The sequence below is a fragment of the Kitasatospora sp. NPDC091276 genome (genome assembly GCF_040684355.1).
GTDB lineage: Bacteria > Actinomycetota > Actinomycetes > Streptomycetales > Streptomycetaceae > Kitasatospora.
Genome location: NZ_JBFBFU010000037.1, coordinates 1 through 17440 on the forward strand (window position 1 = coordinate 1; position 17440 = coordinate 17440).

The 17440-nt window shown below is 71.3% G+C and carries 13 protein-coding genes; 1 reads left to right on the forward strand and 12 read right to left on the reverse strand.

The window, feature by feature from the left end:
* Positions 1-378: 378 nt before the first annotated feature.
* The 9 genes from AB0O19_RS32940 to AB0O19_RS32980 form a co-directional block, all read right to left on the reverse strand.
* The gene (locus AB0O19_RS32940; protein ID WP_363624851.1) at positions 379-1902 is read right to left on the reverse strand and encodes a CoA-acylating methylmalonate-semialdehyde dehydrogenase; all 1524 of its coding nucleotides are present in this window, start codon (positions 1900-1902) and stop codon (positions 379-381) included.
* A gap of 329 nt (positions 1903-2231) precedes the next feature.
* Positions 2232-3044, reverse strand: a complete 813-nt coding sequence (locus AB0O19_RS32945) for a nucleotidyl transferase AbiEii/AbiGii toxin family protein (RefSeq protein WP_363624853.1) — start codon at positions 3042-3044, stop codon at positions 2232-2234.
* A 70-nt stretch (positions 3045-3114) separates the two neighbouring features.
* On the reverse strand, positions 3115-3546 hold the full coding sequence (locus AB0O19_RS32950; protein WP_363585759.1) for a hypothetical protein: 432 nt from the start codon (positions 3544-3546) through the stop codon (positions 3115-3117).
* 152 nt (positions 3547-3698) lie between these two features.
* The gene (locus tag AB0O19_RS32955) at positions 3699-5093 is read right to left on the reverse strand and encodes an FAD-dependent oxidoreductase (RefSeq protein WP_363624855.1); all 1395 of its coding nucleotides are present in this window, start codon (positions 5091-5093) and stop codon (positions 3699-3701) included.
* A gap of 63 nt (positions 5094-5156) precedes the next feature.
* Positions 5157-5960, reverse strand: a complete 804-nt coding sequence (locus AB0O19_RS32960; protein WP_363585757.1) for an ABC transporter permease — start codon at positions 5958-5960, stop codon at positions 5157-5159.
* On the reverse strand, positions 5960-6889 hold the full coding sequence (locus AB0O19_RS32965; protein WP_350882859.1) for an ABC transporter permease: 930 nt from the start codon (positions 6887-6889) through the stop codon (positions 5960-5962). Before AB0O19_RS32965 ends, AB0O19_RS32960 begins: the two co-directional genes overlap by 1 nt.
* The gene (locus tag AB0O19_RS32970; protein ID WP_363624857.1) at positions 6886-8028 is read right to left on the reverse strand and encodes an ABC transporter ATP-binding protein; all 1143 of its coding nucleotides are present in this window, start codon (positions 8026-8028) and stop codon (positions 6886-6888) included. Before AB0O19_RS32970 ends, AB0O19_RS32965 begins: the two co-directional genes overlap by 4 nt.
* 46 nt (positions 8029-8074) lie before the next feature.
* The gene (locus AB0O19_RS32975) at positions 8075-9325 is read right to left on the reverse strand and encodes a spermidine/putrescine ABC transporter substrate-binding protein (RefSeq protein ID WP_363624859.1); all 1251 of its coding nucleotides are present in this window, start codon (positions 9323-9325) and stop codon (positions 8075-8077) included.
* A 67-nt stretch (positions 9326-9392) separates the two neighbouring features.
* Entirely contained in the window at positions 9393-10904 is a 1512-nt protein-coding gene (locus AB0O19_RS32980) for a gamma-aminobutyraldehyde dehydrogenase (protein WP_363585754.1), read from the reverse strand.
* A 356-nt stretch (positions 10905-11260) separates the two neighbouring features.
* Here AB0O19_RS32980 and AB0O19_RS32985 point away from each other — a divergent pair, with 356 nt between their 5' ends.
* A complete protein-coding gene (locus AB0O19_RS32985) occupies positions 11261-12916 on the forward strand; it encodes a PucR family transcriptional regulator (protein ID WP_063347657.1) in 1656 nt (551 codons plus the stop codon).
* 18 nt (positions 12917-12934) lie between these two features.
* Here AB0O19_RS32985 and AB0O19_RS32990 read toward each other — a convergent pair whose 3' ends face one another.
* From AB0O19_RS32990 to AB0O19_RS33000, 3 genes are all read right to left on the reverse strand, one after another.
* Complete coding sequence (locus tag AB0O19_RS32990) at positions 12935-14134, reverse strand: spermidine/putrescine ABC transporter substrate-binding protein (protein ID WP_063347658.1); 1200 nt, start codon at positions 14132-14134, stop codon at positions 12935-12937.
* Between the two features lie 68 nt (positions 14135-14202).
* Positions 14203-15561, reverse strand: a complete 1359-nt coding sequence (locus AB0O19_RS32995) for an aspartate aminotransferase family protein (protein WP_363624861.1) — start codon at positions 15559-15561, stop codon at positions 14203-14205.
* 221 nt (positions 15562-15782) lie between these two features.
* Positions 15783-17228: a gamma-aminobutyraldehyde dehydrogenase gene (locus AB0O19_RS33000; protein WP_363585752.1), complete on the reverse strand. Its 1446-nt coding sequence runs from the start codon at positions 17226-17228 to the stop codon at positions 15783-15785.
* Positions 17229-17440: the final 212 nt, after the last annotated feature.

A 17440-nucleotide genomic window follows, 5' to 3' on the forward strand; every position in this document is an offset into this window, starting at 1 on the left:
TACCAGATGTTTTCCGCCCCGTTTCCGGCGCTTCGTTCATCCAACTCGCTGGCGTCTTCTGCGGCTTGACGCCCCGTCCGACGTTTCAAACTCTAGCCGATCCCCGCTCCGAAAAGCGAATCGACCGCAATCCAATAAAACGAACACGCCGAATAGGAACCAAGCCGCGACAAGACGCGACCCGGCCCGAACCAGGAAATGGTGTTTCAAAAGGATTGGCTGCCCCGGGACCGTCCGCGCGGAGATGCGTGTCCGGTGCTCCCAGCCAGGCAGCTCGAAGAACTCTACGCGTGATCGCGACCGGATGCAAACGGGGTGCAAAGGGCCGGCCGGACCCCGGGGAGAGGGGTCCGGCCGGCACGACCGCGGGGCGGGGGATCAGCTGTTGGTGGGGAAGCCGAGGTTGATGCCGCCGTGCGAGGGGTCCAGCCAGCGCTGGGTCACGGCCTTGCCGCGGGTGAAGAACTGCACGCCGTCCGGACCGTACGCGTGGGCGTCGCCGAACAGGGAGGCCTTCCAGCCGCCGAAGGAGTAATAGGCGACCGGGACCGGGATCGGCACGTTGATGCCGACCATGCCGACCTCCACCTCGAACTGGAAGCGCCGGGCCGCGCCGCCGTCGTTGGTGAAGAGGGCGGTGCCGTTGCCGTACGGGTTGGCGTTGATCAGTGCCAGGCCCTCGTCGTAGGAGGCGACGCGCACGACGGAGAGGATCGGGCCGAAGATCTCGTCGTTGTAGACGGACATGCCCGGCTTCACGTGGTCGAACAGGGTGGGGCCGAGCCAGAAGCCGTCCGAGGTCGGGGCGCCGTTCTCGTCCTCGGCGGTGACCGGGTGCTTGCGGCCGTCCACGGCGAGCTCGGCGCCGTCGGCGACCCCGGACTCGACGTAGGAGGTGACCTTGTCGCGGTGCTGGCCGGTGACCAGCGGGCCCATCTCGGAGTCGCCGTTGCAGCCGGGACCGACCTTCAGGGTGGCGATCCGCTGCTTGATCTTGTCGACCAGCTCGTCGCCGATCGGGTCGACCGCGACCAGGACGGACACGGCCATGCAGCGCTCGCCGGCCGCGCCGAAGCCCGCGTTGACCGCGGCGTCGGCGGCCAGGTCGAGGTCGGCGTCGGGCAGGACCAGCATGTGGTTCTTGGCGCCGCCCAGGGCCTGCACGCGCTTGCCGTAGCGCGTACCGGTCTCGTAGACGTAGCGGGCGATCGGGGTGGAGCCGACGAAGCTGACGGACTTGACGTCCGGGTGCTCCAGCAGGCGGTCCACGGCGGCCTTGTCGCCGTGCACGACGTTGAAGACGCCGTCCGGCAGGCCGGCCTCCTTCCACAGCCCGGCGAGGAAGTTGGCGGCGGACGGGTCCTTCTCCGAGGGCTTCAGGACGACGGTGTTGCCGGCCGCGATCGCGAGCGGGAAGAACCACATCGGCACCATGGCCGGGAAGTTGAACGGCGAGATGATCGCGACCGGGCCGAGCGGCTGGCGGATCGAGTAGACGTCGACGCCGGTGGACGCCTGCTCGGTGAAGCCGCCCTTGACGAGTTGCGGGATACCGCAGGCGTACTCGACGACCTCCAGACCACGGGCGATCTCGCCGAGCGCGTCGGAGTGGACCTTGCCGTGCTCGGACACGATGATCGCGGCCAGCTCGTCGCGGCGGGCGTTCAGCAGCTCGCGGAAGGCGAACAGCACGGTGGTGCGCTTGGCGACCGAGGCGGTGCGCCACTCCGCGAAGGCCGCGGCTGCGGCGGCCACGGCCTGGTCGACCTCGGCGATCCCGGCGAAGTCGACCTGGCCGGCGACCTGGCCGGTGGCCGGGTCGAAGATGTCACCGCGGCGGGGCGCCGCGCCGGCGGTGGCGACGGGCTCGCCGCCGATCCAGTGAGTGATGTGCTTGCTCAAGTCCGTCTGCCTCCGAAGTCCCGGGCGGCGTCCTGCCGCCGGTCCTGTCTGGCGCCGCCCGCGAGTGGGCCGGGCGACGGGATTCACGGGGCTACCGCGTTCGTCTCCAGTCTGGTGGCCGCCGCGCCAGGCCTCAACGAACAGGCTGACGGGGATCGCGGATTCAGCCTTACAGGTCGTCCGGTTGCTCGGCCGAACGCGTGAGAGAGCACGAACGTGTGAAGCCGGACCCGCAAGGACGAACACACGAGGACGGACGCGCGAGGACGGACGCGCAGCAACGAACCCGCAAGACGAGCGCGCAAGGACGAAGCGCCGCCACCCCGCGTTCAGGACTCCTCGTCTTCCAGGTACGGGTCGTGCAGACCGTCAGCCGCCTCCTGGGTCTCCAGCAGGTCCAGCCGCAGGTCCTGGGCCCAGGCGAGCGCCCACCGCTTCAGCCCGCCGACCGCTCGTGCCGCGACACCCCGGGCCCGGAACCGCCCGTCCGCCGCCTCGGCCAGCGTCTCCAGCCGGTCGGCGAGCGCCGCGGGCTGGAAGTCCGCGTCCAATTCGCCTGCCAGTGCGAGGAGCTCGCCCTCCCGGTAGCAGTCGGTGAGGGCGTGCACATCGACCAGGTCCCGCGGCATGCCGCGGTCCACCAGCAGCGCGGTGGTGAGCGCGGCGGCGTCCTCCAGGGCGACGACCGGCAGGACCACCGGCAGGACGACTGGCGGCGCCACCGGCGGGACCGCCGACAGCACCACCGCCGGCTCGCCGGGCGGGGGCGCGGCAAGGTCGAAGCGCACCGGCCGGTGGGCCAGCGGCTCCTTCCGCAGCTCCACCGAGTGCGACCGCCCGCCGAGCGCGAGCCGGACGGTGAGCTGCTCCAGTCGCGGCGTGCCCGGGCGTTCGGCGACCCCGCCGCCGGCCGCGCGGTAGGCCTCGCCCAGCGCGGCGGCCACCTCCGGCAGGTCGGCCCCGCCGGTCACCAGGGTGAGGCCGTCCTGCGGGCAGGCCGCGACGCCGTGGGCGCGCAGCGCGTGCCCACCGGCCAGGGCGAGCCCGTACCGGTCGCAGACGGGGGCCGCCAGTGCGGCGAGGCGCAGCTGGGCCGGGCCCGGTCGAAGGGGCGCGTCGACGGCGTCCGGGGCGGTGGTCACGTTTCCAGTCTGACGCGACCGCCCGCCCCGCGCGCCACCGCCGGCCGGGGCCGGAGCCCGGACCGCGGGATCACCAGCCGCTGAGCCCGGCCGCGGCCTCGTGCAGGGCGAGCTCCAGCAGCACCGGGTCGTTGAGCCGTCCGGAGCCGTCGGGCGGGACCAGCCAGCGCACCCCGCGGCTGCGGCGCTCGGGGTGCGGGACGACGATCCAGGTGCCCTCCCCCGCGCTGCGCACGCCCGTGCCGATCCAGCGGGCGGCGGTGCCGACGGGGACCAGGAAGCTGACGTGCTCGTCCCCGAAGTCGGTGAGGACGGGGCCGCAAGAGCCGGTGTCCAGGATCTCCAGCGCCGGGCGCCCGAGCCGTCCGGGGACGGAGAGGACGTCCCAGCGGCGGCCGGCCGGTAGCAGCATCAGCCCCAGTCCGGTGCGCTCCCATTGCTCCCGGAAGGCCTCCGGGTCCGGTGCCACCTGGGCGAGCCAGTGCAGTCCGGTGCTCTCCATGTCTGTCCCCGCTTCTTGCCGCTGGTTCCGGTCGGGTCGTCCCGGTCGGGACGCGGCGGGGAGACCGAGACCCGCCGTCACCAAGGAGAGGCGGACGGCGGGTCTCTCTTACACGGATAACACGGATGACACGGATAACGCGGACAACGGGGTCAGCTGTCGAAGCCGAGCCCCATGCGGTCGAGCGTGCGCAGCCAGAGGTTGCGGTGGCCGCCGTTGCGGTCCGAGCGCTCCAGCGAGCGGGTGGTGATCTCGATCCCGGCCCAGCGCACCGGCTCGGGCGGGAACGGCAGCGGCTTGCTGCGCACCATGTCCAGCGAGGTGCGCTCGGTGCGCTCGCCGGACAGCAGGTCGAGCATCACCTCGGCGCCGAAGCGCGTCGCGCCGACGCCGAGCCCGGTGTACCCGGCCGCGTACGCGACCTTGCCCCGGTAGGCGGTGTCGAAGAACGCCGAGAACCGGCTGCAGGTGTCGATGGCACCGCCCCAGGCGTGGGTGAACCGCAGGCCCTCCAGCTGCGGGAAGCAGCGGAAGAAGTGGTTCGCCAGCGTGCGGAAGGTCTCCGGCCGCTGGTCGTACTCGTGCCGGACGTGGCCGCCGTAGTGGTAGACGGCGTCGTAGCCGCCCCACAGGATCCGGTTGTCGGCGGAGAGCCGGAAGTAGTGGAACTTGTTGGCGCTGTCGCCGAGTCCCTGCCGGCCGCGCCAGCCGATCGCGGCGAGCTGTTCGTCGCTGAGCGGCTCGGTCATCAGCGCGTAGTCGTACACCGGCACGACGTACGGCCGGACCCTCTTGACCAGCGACGGGAACACGTTGGTGCCGAGTGCGACGCGCCGGGCGAAGACCCGTCCGTACGGGGTGCGGACGGCCATGCCGCTGCCGTACTCCCGCAGGTCGGTGGCCCGGGTGTGCTCGAAGATCCGCACGCCCTGGCCGAGGCAGGCGTCCCGCAGGCCCCAGGCGAGCTTGGCGGGGTGGACCATCGCCACGCCCTCCTTGTCCCAGAGGCCGCCGAGGAAGGTCGGCGAGTCGACCTCGGCGCGCAGCTCGTCGGCGTCCAGGACGGTGATGTCGAAGCCGTACCGGGCGACGGCCTCGGCGATCTCGTGGAGTTCCTCGACCTGGTGTGGCTGGGTGGCGACGTCGATCTCGCCGGTGCGCTCCCACTCGGCGTCGATGCCGTAGCGCTTGAGGGTGGCCTCGATGCCGTCCAGGTTGGCGGCACCGAGGCGTTCCAGCTGGGCGAGTTCGGCGGGCCAGCGTTGCAGGCCGTTGCCGAAGCCGTGGGTGAGGCTGGCCGCGCAGAATCCGCCGTTGCGCCCGGACGCGGCCCACCCGACCTCGTTGCCCTCGACCAGCACGACGTCCAGCGAGGGGTCGCGTTCCTTGGCGATGAGGGCGGTCCACAGGCCGGAGTAGCCGCCGCCGACGACCAGCAGGTCGCAGGTGGTGTCGCCGACCAGGGCGGGCAGCGCCGCCGGCCGGCCCGGGTCCTCCAGCCAGAAGGGGGTGGGCCTGGCGTCACTGAGTGCGCGGGCGGAGTCCATGCATTATCAGCCACTTTCTGTACTTAGGCGATGGTTTGTTCGGCCACCACACCCGACCGTACGTCAGGCGGTGGCCTTCCGGCGGTTGCCCAGCCACTGGCCGCCGACGGTCAGCGCGACGGCGGCGATGAACATCGCGGTGCCGATGACGTTCACCTGCACCGGGATGCCGCGCTGCGACGCGCCCCAGACGAACATCGGGAAGGTGACCGTGGTCGGGCCCGAGTTGAACTGGGTGATGATGAAGTCGTCGAAGGAGAGCGCGAAGCTGAGCAGCGCTCCCGCCGCGATGCCGGGGGAGGCCAGCGGCAGGGTGACCCGCAGGAAGGTCTGGGTGGGGGTCGCGTAGAGGTCCTGGGCGGCCTGTTCGAGCCTCGGGTCCATGCTCATCACGCGGGCCTTGACGGCCGTCACCACGAAGCTGAGGCAGAACATGATGTGCGCGATGAGGATGGTGGTGAAGCCGAACGGGATGCGCATGTTGAGGAACAGCGTCCCGAGCGAGGCGGCCATGACCACCTCGGGCATGGCCATCGGCAGGAAGATCATCGCGGTGGTGGCCGAGCGGCCGCGGAAGCGGTAGCGGGCCAGCGCGAAGGCGACCATGGTGCCGAGCACGGTGGCGCCGATGGTGGCGAGCACCGCGATCTGCAGGCTGAGCGAGAGCGACTGGCACATGTCGGCCACGCCGCAGGGGTTGGTCCAGGCGTCGGTGGAGAACTCGTTCCACTCGTAGTTGAACTTGCCGACCGGCTTGTTGAACGAGAAGGCGAGCACGACCAGGTTGGGCAGCACCAGGTAGGCGAGGGCCAGCAGGCCGGCCAGCACCACCAGGTGGGCGCGTATCCACTTGGTAATCCGGGACATCAGACCAGTTCCTCCGTCCCGGCCTTGCGCATGTAGACCGTCACCATGCCCAGGATCAGGGCCATCAGGATGAAGCTCAGTGCGGCAGCCGTGGGGTAGTCGAGCACGTTCAGGAACTGCTTCTGGATGCCGTTGCCGACCATCTGCTCGCTCGGCGAGCCCAGCAGCTGGGCGTTGATGTAGTCGCCGGAGGCCGGGATGAAGGTGAGCAGGGTGCCGGCGACCACCCCGGGCAGCGAGATCGGGAAGGTGACCTTGCGGAAGGTGGTGAACGGCCGGGCGTACAGGTCGCCGGCCGCCTCGTGCAGGCGGGGGTCGATCCGCTCCAGCGAGGTGTACAGCGGCAGGATCATGAACGGCAGGAAGTTGTAGGTGAGACCGCAGACCACGGCGAGCGGCGTGGCGAGCACCCGGTCGCCGGAGGTGAGGCCGAGCGCGTTGGTGACGTCCAGGACGTGCAGGGTGTTGAGCACCCCGACCACCGGCCCGCCGTCGGACAGGATGGTCTTCCAGGCCAGCGTGCGGATCAGGAAGCTGGTGAAGAACGGCGCGATGACCAGGATCAGGATGACGTTGCGCCAGCGCTTGCTGGCCTTGAAGGCGATCGTGTACGCGAGCGGGTAGCCGACGGCCAGGCAGAGCACGGTGGCGATGCCCGCGTAGGAGAACGAGCGGACGAAGTGCCACTTGTACTCGACCAGGGCGTCCCAGTAGGTCGCGAGGTGCCAGGTGACCTTGAAGCCCGCTTCGAGCGAGCCGGTCTGCAGCGAGGTGGACGCCTGGTAGACCATCGGGACGGCGAAGAAGACGACGAGCCAGGCGATGCCGGGCAGCAGCAGCCAGTACGCGGTGAGCTTGCGCTTCGGCTTCCGCGCCGGTTCCGCGAGCGGTATGACCTGTGACGGGGCGGCCGGGGTGGTGGTGGTCATGCGGCCTCCTCCGCGGTGCCCGCGTCGATCGCCTGCGCGGCGTCCAGCGCGAAGGAGTGCGCCGGGTTCCAGTGCAGCAGGACGGGCGCGCCGGGGACGATCCGGGCGTCGCGCTCCATGTTCTGCTCGAAGACGGTGACCTCCTGGCCGCCGTCGGTGCGCACCACGTACTGGGTGGAGACGCCGATGAAGCTGGAGTCGAGGACGGTGCCGGCCAGCCGGTTGCGGCCGTCGGCGACCTCGGCGGAGGCGTGCGCGATGGTGATCTTCTCCGGGCGCACGCCCAGGTGGACCTGCCTGGCCTCGGTGGCGCAGCGCGCCTTGGGCACGGCGAGGCGGACGCCGGCCGCGCTGAGCAGCAGGTCGCCGCCGTCGCTGCCGGTGACCTCGGCGGGCAGCAGGTTGGACTGGCCGAGGAAGTTGGCCACGAAGGTGGTGGCGGGGTTCTCGTACAGCTCGGCGGGGGCGCCCAGTTGCTCAACCCGGCCGCCGTTCATCACCGCGATGGTGTCGGCCATCGTCATGGCCTCCTCCTGGTCGTGGGTGACGTGCACGAAGGTGATGCCGACCTCGGTCTGGATCCGCTTGAGCTCCAGCTGCATCTGGCGGCGGAGCTTGAGGTCGAGCGCGCCGAGCGGCTCGTCGAGGAGCAGCACCTGGGGGTGGTTGATCAGGGCGCGGGCGACGGCGACGCGCTGCTGCTGGCCGCCGGAGAGCTGGTGCGGCTTGCGCCGGGCATACTGGCCGAGTTCGACCAGCTCCAGCATCTCCTCGACCTGCTTCTTGACGTCCTTGCGGCCGCGGCGGCGCAGGCCGAAGGCGACGTTCTCGAAGATGTCGAGGTGCGGGAAGAGCGCGTAGCTCTGGAAGACGGTGTTCACCGGCCGCTTGTACGGGGGCAGGGCGGTGACGTCCTGGCCGCCGATCAGGACGGTGCCGCTGGTGGGCTCCTCCAGGCCCGCGATCATGCGCAGGGTGGTGGTCTTGCCGCAGCCGGAGGCGCCGAGCAGGGCGAAGAAGGAGCCCTGCGGGACGGTGAGGTCGAGCGGGTGGACGGCGGTGAAGGCGCCGTAGGTCTTGCCGATGCCGGTGAGGCGGACGTCGCCGCCGGCGGCCGCGTCGCGCTGCTGGTCTGTCATGGGTGTCTTCCTGGGTTCTCTGCCGGGAGTGGGCCGCGCGTGGGGGTCAGGCGCCGATGAGCTTGGAGAACTTCTGCTCGAAGTCGCTCTCCTCGGTCTCGGTGAGGGTGCGGAACACGTGCGACTTGGCCGCCATCTCGGGGGTGGGTACGACCAGCGGGTTGGCCGCGCTGTCCGGGGCGAGGGTGGCGAGTTCGTCCTTCATCCCGGTCACGGCGGAGACGAAGCCGATGCCCGCGACCAGCTGCGCCGCGATCTTCGGCTGATAGTAGAAGTCGATCAGCTTTTCCGCGTTCGCCTTGTGCTGCGCCCGGGCCGGGACCAGCATGTTGTCCGTCGAGGAGACGTAGCCCTTCTCCGGGATGACGAACTCGATGTCCGGGTTGTCGGCGCGCAGTTGGATCAGGTCGCCGCCCCAGGCGACGCAGGCCGCGATGTCGCCGGAGGACAGCTCCTGGCCGTAGTCGTTGCCGGTGAAGCGGCGGATCTGCTTGCTGTCGACGCCCTTCTGCAGCCGGGCGACGGCGGCGTCGTAGTCGTCGGCGGTGAACTTCGCCGGGTCCTTGCCCAGGTCCAGCAGGGTGATCCCGATGCTGTCGCGCATCTCGGAGAGGAAGGTGACCCGGCCCTTGAGGTCGGGGTCGTCCAGCAGTTGGGAGACGCTGGTGACCTCCTTCCCCTTGGTCGCCTTCTTGTTGTAGGCGATGACGACCTGGATGCCGGCCCACGGGTAGGAGTACAGCCGGCCCGGGTCCCAGTCGGGGGCGCGGAAGCGGGAGTCGATGGTGGTGATCGCGGTGGTGACGTTCGCCGGGTTGAGCTTCTGCGCCCAGCCGAGCCGGATCAGCCGGGCGGCCATCCAGTCGGTGAGGACCATCAGGTCGCGGCCGGTGTCCTGGCCGGCCGCGAGCTGCGGCTTGACCTTGCCGAAGAACTCGACGTTGTCGTTGACGTCCTCGTTGTACCTGACCTTGACGCCGGTGGCCGCGGTGAAGGCGTCCAGGGTGCCGTGCTTCTGCTTGTCCTTCTCGTCGGTGTCGATGTACAGCGGCCAGTTGGAGAAGTTGACCACCTTCTCGCTGTCCGAGAGGTCCTTGGCGGCGTTGGCGGTCGAGTCGCCGCCGACGGTCCTGGCCGCCGGGATCCCGCAGGCGGCCAGCGTGCCCGCACCGGCGGTCAGCGCGGCGGCCCGCAGCAGGGTACGGCGGCCGATCGCGGCCCGGCCGCTGGTCAGGCTGCGTTCCCAGGCCTTGCGGACCGGTTCGGGCAGACCGTCGGTGAACTCGTTGAACGCCATGGAACGGGCCTCCTGGGGGTAAGAGGTCGAATCGGGGCGCCCTGGGGGCGGCGCCCCTGGGCAGGGGTTATCTGTCTCCGAAGACGGTGCGGTGCCAGTCCTTGCGGGCGACCGCGGTGGTGTCGAACATGACGTGCTTGACCTGGGTGTACTCGTCCAGCGAGTACTGGGACATGTCCTTGCCGTAGCCGGACGCCTTGTAGCCGCCGTGCGGCATCTCGCTGATGATCGGGATGTGGTCGTTGACCCAGACGCACCCGGCCGCGATCTCCCGGGTGGCGCGCAGCGAGCGGTGCACGTTGCCCGTCCAGGCGGAGGCGGCCAGGCCGTAGGGGGTGTCGTTGGCCAGCCGCAGGCCCTCGTCGTCGGTGTCGAAGGGCAGCACGACCAGCACCGGGCCGAAGATCTCGCCCTGGACCACCTCGCTGTCCTGGGCGGCGCCGGTGATCAGGGTGGGCGCGTAGTACGCGCCGCGGGTGAGGTCGGTGCCGTCGTGGCCCTTCTCCGGCGCGCGGCCGCCGGTGACCACGGTGGCGTAGGAGCGGGCGCGTTCGACGAAGCCGGCCACCCGGTCCCGGTGGGTGTACGAGACCAGCGGGCCGAGGTCGGTGTGCGGGTTGAGCGGGTCGCCGATCCGGATCGCGGCGTACAGCTCGGCCACGCCGGCCACGAACGCGTCGTACAGCGGGCGCTGGACGTACGCGCGGGTGGCGGCGGTGCAGTCCTGGCCGCCGTTGATCAGCGAGGCGGCGACCGCGCCGTGCACGGCGGCGTCGAGGTCGGCGTCGTCGAAGACCACGAACGGGGCCTTGCCGCCGAGCTCCAGGTGGGTGCGCTTGACGCTCGCGGTGGCGAGTTCGGCGACCCTGCGGCCGACCGGGGTGGAGCCGGTGAAGGACACCATGGCGACGTCCGGGTGCGCGACCAGGTGCTCGCCGGTGGTGCGTCCGGCGCCGGTGACCACGTTGACCACGCCGTCCGGGATGCCCGCCTCGGTGCAGGCCCGGGCGAACATCAGCGAGGTGAGCGGGGTCAGCTCGGACGGCTTGAGCACGATGGTGTTGCCCGCCGCGATCGCCGGCAGGACCTTCCAGGCGGCCATCTGCAGCGGGTAGTTCCACGGCGAGATCGAGCCGACCACTCCGATCGCCTCGCGGCGCACGTAGGAGGTGTGGTCGCCGGAGTACTCGCCGGCCGCCTTGCCCTCCAGGTTGCGGGCGGCGCCGGCGAAGAACGCCACGTTGTCGATGGTGCCGGGGACGTCGAACTCGGTGGCCAGCTTGACCGGCTTGCCGGTCTGCGCGGTCTCCACCCGGGCGAGGTCGGCACTCGCCGAGGCCAGGACGGCGGCCAGTGCGGTCAGCGCCTCGGAGCGGGCACCGGGGGTGGCGCGGGACCAGCCGGGCAGGGCCGCCTTCGCGGCGGCCACGGCCGCGTCGACCTCGCCGGTGGTGGCCAGGGCGACCTGCTCGACCACGCTGCCGTCCGCGGGGTTGACGACCTGGAAGGGCTCGCCGCTCCCCCGGGTCTGACGGCCCGCGATGTACTGCGCGCCCGCGCCGAAGTCGGTCAGGTCCATCTGGTTCCTCCAAGTGCCGGTGGGTCGACTGCCACGGCGATTCTCACGGTTGTGCCGTGGGGGAATCCGACCGGCTGATCACCGGGGTTGCGCGATCCTGGCAGTCCGGCGGACTCCGGACAAGGGATTCCGCTGTTGCATTCCGGCAACGCGATGGATTCCGGCGTGAGGTCTGTTTTTCGCCACAGCCGACCCGCTGACCATGCCCGCTGCCGCCCCGGCGTGACAAGGGTCACTGCGACAACCTCGGCGGGTAGGGCCTTACAGGGTGCAAGGGTTCACCGAGGGCGACAGGTCGTCGCCGCGATGGATGATTTACCTGACACTCTGGTCCCTCAAGGCCCTGGAGGCCCGCGATGCTCCCCACCGTCGCCCGCGTGCTCGACCTGGAGGTGATGCGGCGCGGCCTGCCCCAGGTCGTCGCCGGCGCCGACCACCTGGAGCGGCCTGTCCGCTGGGTCCACGTGAGCGAACTGCCCGACGTCGCCGGGATGCTCCAGGGCGGCGAACTGGTGCTCACCACCGGCATCGCGCTGCCCGACGACCGCGAGGGCCTGGCCCGCTACGTCCGCGAACTGGACGAGGTGGGGGTCGCCGGCCTGGTCGTCGAGTACGGCCGGCGCTACTTCGACTCGCTGCCCCGCGCCCTGGTGCACGCCGCCGAACAGCGCGGCCTGCCGCTCATCACGCTCCGCCGCGAGCTGCGCTTCGTCGCCGTCACCGAGGCCGTGCACGCGCTGGTGGTCAACGCCCAGCTGGAGCAGCTGCGCGTCTCCGAGGCCGTCCACCAGGTGTTCAACGAGCTGGTGGTGGAGGGCGCCGAGCCGCCCGAGGTGATCCGCCAGGTGGCCCGGATGGCGGGCGCGCCGGTCGTCCTGGAGAACCTCGCGCACCAGGTGCTCGCCCACGACACCGCCGGCCGCCCGGAGGTCGAACTGCTGGAGGACTGGGAGCGCCGCTCCCGCGGGGTCCGCCCGCCCGGCCGCACCGGGCACGACCCGCGCAGCGGCTGGCTGGTGACCACGGTCGGCGCCCGCGGCCAGGACTGGGGCCGGCTGGTACTGGTGCAGGATCCGGGCCCGCTGCCCGAGAACGAGGCCCACCCGCACACCATGCTGCTGGAGCGCGGCGCCTCCGCGCTGGCACTCAACCGGCTGGTGGTGCGCGACCGGGAGAGCCTGGAGCGGCAGACCCACCGCACCCTGCTGTCCGGCATCCTCACCCACGCGCTGACCGTCTCCGAGGTGGCCCTGCGCGCCCAGGCGCTCGGCGTCCCGCTGGAGGGCCGTCGGCTGGTCGGGGTGGTGCTGCGGCAGCGGCGCGGCCCGATCCCGGCCGCTCTGGAGGCGCAGGCCCGGCTGCGCGACTTCACCGAGCTCGCCGCGGGGGCCGTCCGGGCCTGCCGGCTCTCCGCCCTGGTCGGCGCGCTGGACGACGAGGGCGTCGGCGTGCTGATCACGCTCGGCACCCAGCAGGACGAGCACGCCGCCCTGGACGCCTTCTCGGCCACGCTGCGCCGGATGTCGGCCGAGGCCGGCCGGGACGACGCCGCCGCCGCACCGGCCCCGGTGGTCGCGGTCGGCTCCTCGGTCGGCTCCGTCCGGGACGCCCGGCGCACCCTGCTGGAGGCCACCCAGGTCGCCGACGCGGCCCTGCACGACGCGCCCGGCGGCCGGGCCGCCTCGTACTACCGGCTGCCGGACGTCCGGCTGCGCGGCCTGCTCCACCTGCTGCGCGACGACGCCCGGCTGCAGACCTACGTGGAGCGGGAGCTCGGCCCGCTGCTGGCCCACGACGCCGAGCACAACGGCCAGTTGGTGCAGATGCTGCGGATCTACCTGGAGCAGGGCCGGAACAAGTCGGCGGCGGCCGACGCCGCGCACCTGTCCCGGCCGTCCTTCTACGACCGCCTGCACAAGGTCGAGCGGATCCTCGGCGTCGACCTCGACCAGGTGGAGTCCTGCCTCTCCCTGCACGTGGCACTGCTCGCCCTGGACGCCGTCCGCCGCTGACCGCTGCACGCCGGTGGCCTACACGCCGGTGATGCGCCCCCAGACCTTGTGCAGTTCGGGCCGCTCCGCCGAGGTGACGTCGCGCATGGTGTGCAACCGGGCGCGCATCTCGTCGGTCGGGAAGAGCAGCGGGTTCTCCGCCAGCTCGGCCTTGTCCTTGTCACCGCTGGCCGCCAGCACCTCGCGGGCGGCCGGCACCGGGCAGATGTACTGGACGAACGCGGCGAGTTCGGCGGCCACCTCGGGCTGGTAGTAGTGGTCGATCAGCAGCTCGGCGTTGCGCTTGTGCCGGGCCCGGTTGGGGATCATCAGGCTCTCCGCCCACAGCTCGCCTCCCTCCTGCGGCACCACGAACTCGATGTCCGGGTTCTGGGCGGTCAGTTGGACGGCGTCGCCGGAGTAGGCCTGGCAGGCGACGGCGGCGCCGGAGGCGAGGTCGCTGGTGTAGTCGTTGCCGGTGAAGCGGCGGATGTGGCCGGTGTCGACCATCTTCTGCACGGTGTCCATCGCCCGGTGCGCGTCGTCCTCGCCGAACCGGGAGACGTCCGCGCCCTGGGCGAGCATCAGCAGCCCGAGCGCCTCGTCCAGCCCGGCGAACAGGGTGACCCGGCCCTTGAGGTCGGGCGCCCAGAGGTCCGCGGTCGACTTCAGCTCCCGGCCGAGCGCCTTGCGGTTGTACGCGATGCCGGTGATCCCGGACTGCCAGGGCACGCTGCGCCGGCGCCCGGGGTCGAAGGCCGGGTCGGCGAGCTGCGGGTCCAGGTTGGCGGTGACGTTGGGCAGGTTGGCCCGGTCCATGGCCTGCACCCAGCCGAGCGAGACGTACCGGCCGGCCATCCAGTCGCTGACCACCATGAGGTCCCGGCCGGGGTCGGCGCCCTGGGTGAGCACCGGGCTGATCTTGCCGAAGAACTCGTCGTTGTCGTTGATGTCCTCGGTGTAGGTGACCGCGATGCCGGTCCGCTCGGTGAAGGCGTCCAGGGTCGGCCGGTGCCCCTGGTCGTCGGTGTCGATGTACTGGGTCCAGTTGGAGAAGGCGAGCCGCTGCTCGCGGTCCGAACGGTCCTGGACCGAGCGGCGGTCCTCGGCGACGTACGCGGACGGGATGCCGCAGCCGGTCAGCGTGCCGGCGCCGAGCAGCGCGGCCCCGCCGAGCACCGAACGCCGGCGGATCGTACGGGAGTTGTGGGGGCGGGTCGGGGTGGTGCTGCTGGGCATGGGGAAGGCCTCCGGAGCGTGGGACGGCCCCGGGCGTGCGCGACACCCGGGGCCGTCCGGTCGGTACGTCAGACGGTGTGCACGTCGGCGAGCGACAGCACCTCGTCGAGCACCGCGAGACCGGTCTTGGCCTCCTCCTCGGTGACGGTGCACGGCGGGACGACGTGGAGGCGGTTCATGTTGACGAACGGCCAGAGCCCGCGCTGCTTGCAGGCGGCGGCCAGCTCGGCCATCGGCGCGTTGGCGGCGCCGGCCGCGTTGTACGGGACCAGCGGCTCGCGGGTCCCGCGGTCCTTCACCAGGTCGAGCGCCCAGAACACGCCGAGGCCGCGGACCTCGCCGATCGAGGGGTGCCGCTCGGCCAGCTCCCGCAGGCCGGGGCCGAGCACGGTCTCGCCGATGTGCTTGGCGTTCTCGACGATGCCCTCCTCCGCCATGGCGGTGATGGTGGCGACGGCCGAGGCGCAGGCCAGCGGGTGGCCGGAGTAGGTGAGCCCGCCCGGGAACGCCCGCTCGGCGAAGGTGGCGGCGATCTCGGCGCTGATCGCCACGCCGCCCAGCGGGACGTAGCCCGAGTTGACGCCCTTGGCGAAGGTCAGCAGGTCCGGGGTGACACCCCAGTGGTCGGCCGCGAACCACTCGCCGGTGCGGCCGAAGCCGGCCATCACCTCGTCGAGGATGAACACGATGCCGAAGCGGTCGCAGATCTCCCGGACCCCGGCCAGGTAGCCCGCCGGCGGGATCAGGATGCCCGCCGTACCGACCACGGTCTCCAGGATGATCGCCGCGATCGTCCCGGGGCCCTCGAAGGCGATCACCTGCTCCAGGTGCTCCAGTGCGCGCTCGCACTCCTGCGCCTCGTTCTCGGCGTGGAAGTTGGAGCGGTAGGCGTACGGGCCCCAGAAGTGCACCACGCCGGAGACGCCGGTCTCGTTGGCCCAGCGGCGCGGGTCGCCGGTGAGGGCGATCGCGTTGGCGGTGGCGCCGTGGTACGAGCGGTAGGCGGACATGACCTTCTGCCGGCCGGTGTGCAGCCGGGCCAGCCGGACGGCGTTCTCGACCGCCTCGGCGCCGCCGTTGGTGAAGAAGATCTTGTCGAGGTCGCCGGGGGTGCGCTCGGCGATCAGCCGGGCGGCCTCGCTGCGCGCCTCGACCGCGAAACCGGGGGCGATGGTGCAGAGCTTCGCCGCCTGCTCCTGGATCGCGGCGACCACCTTCGGGTGCTGGTGACCGATGTTGGTGTTGACCAGCTGCGAGGAGAAGTCGAGGTAGCGGTTGCCGTCGTAGTCCCAGAAGTACGAGCCCTCGGCGCCGGCCACCGCGAGGGGGTCGATCAGCGCCTGGGCGGACCACGAGTGGAAGACGTGCGCGCGGTCGGCGGCCTTGACCGCCTGGCCGGCGGCTGAGTCAGCGGTGGGGATGCTCATGCCGGTAAGGCTAGGGAGTCGCGGCCCCGAAGTGCAGTTTCATCTTGTCAGCCGGTCACGCGAACGGCCGACAGGATGCAAAGACACCGGGCCCGGGTCGAAAGGACCCGGGCCCATTGTCCGTTCACACGATGGACGCGCGATCAGATCGCGGTCATACAGCGCCCGACCGCCACGACCCGCTAGATCGCGGTCATACAGCGCCCGACCGTCACGACCCGCTAGATCGCGGTCATGACGTGCTTCACCCGGGTGTAGTCCTCGAAGCCGTACGCGGAGAGGTCCTTGCCGTAGCCGGACTTCTTGAAGCCGCCGTGCGGCATCTCGGCGACCAGCGGGATGTGGGTGTTGATCCAGACGCAGCCGAAGTCCAGCCGGCGCGACATCCGCATGGCGCGGGCGTGGTCCTTGGTCCACACCGAGGAGGCCAGCGCGAAGTCGACGCCGTTGGCGTAGTCGACGGCCTGGTCCTCGTCGGTGAACTTCTGCACGGTGATGACCGGGCCGAAGACCTCGTTCTGGATGATCTCGTCGTCCTGCCGCAGGCCGGAGACGACGGTCGGGGCGTAGAAGTAGCCCTTCTCGCCGACCTGGTGGCCACCGGCCTCGACCTTGGCGTGGGCGGGCAGCCGCTCGATGAAGCCGGCCACCTGCTTCAGCTGGTTGGCGTTGTTCAGCGGGCCGTACAGCACGTCCTCGTCGTCCACGCCGCCGGTCTTGGTCTCGGCCGCGGCCTTGGCCAGCGCCTCGACGAAGGCGTCGTGGATCGACTCGTGCACCAGCACGCGGGTGGCGGCGGTGCAGTCCTGGCCGGCGTTGAAGTAGCCCGCGACCGAGATGCCCTCGACGGCCTCGGCGATGTCGGCGTCCTCGAAGACCACGACCGGGGCCTTGCCGCCCAGCTCCAGGTGGACGCGCTTGACGTCCTTGGAGGCGGACTCGGCGACCTGGATGCCGGCCCGGACCGAACCGGTGATGGAGGCCATCGCCGGGGTCTTGTGCTCGACCATCAGCCGGCCGGTCTCGCGGTCGCCGCAGATCACGTTGAAGACGCCGGCCGGCAGCTCCAGGTCCTTGAGGACGCCGCCGATGATCTCGGCGAGCAGGACGGTGGAGGCCGGGGTGGTGTCCGAGGGCTTCAGGACGACGGTGTTGCCCGCGGCGATGGCCGGGGCGAACTTCCAGACGGCCATCATCATCGGGTAGTTCCACGGCGCGACCTGGGCACAGACGCCGACCGGCTCGCGGCGGACGATCGAGGTCATCCCGTCCATGTACTCCCCGGCGGCCTTGCCCTCCAGCATGCGGGCGGCACCGGCGAAGAAGCGGATCTGGTCCACCATCGGACCGATCTCCTCCGAGAGGGTCAGCCCGCGCGGCTTGCCCGTGTTGCGGACCTCCGCCTCGACGAGCTCGTCGGCCCGGGCCTCGACCGCGTCGGCGATCTTGAGCAGCAGCTTCTGGCGGGTGCTCGGGGTGGCGTCACGCCAGACCGGGAAGGCGGCGGCGGCCGAGGCCATGGCGGCGTCCACATCGGAGGCACCGGACAGCGGGGACGTCGCGTAGACCTCACCGGTGGTGGGGTCGACGATGTCGAGCGTGCGGCCGTCCGCCGCGTCGACGAACTCACCGTTGATGTAGTTGCGCAGCGTGCGAAGGTCGCTCACGGGGTCTCTCCTCGGTCTGGGCCTGCGGCGTTGCAGTTTCCGGCGCCATGGTACGTCGGCTGGTCCGGCGCACGAAGGGTGTCGGGTGGCCGGGCCCTGGACGGCGCGGTCCACTGGTTTGGGGGAACGCGCGCTGCGCTGCGGGGCTGCGCGCGTACCGTGCCAGGGTAGCCGCATGACTGCTGGTATCGACAGGTGCAGTGCACGTAGGC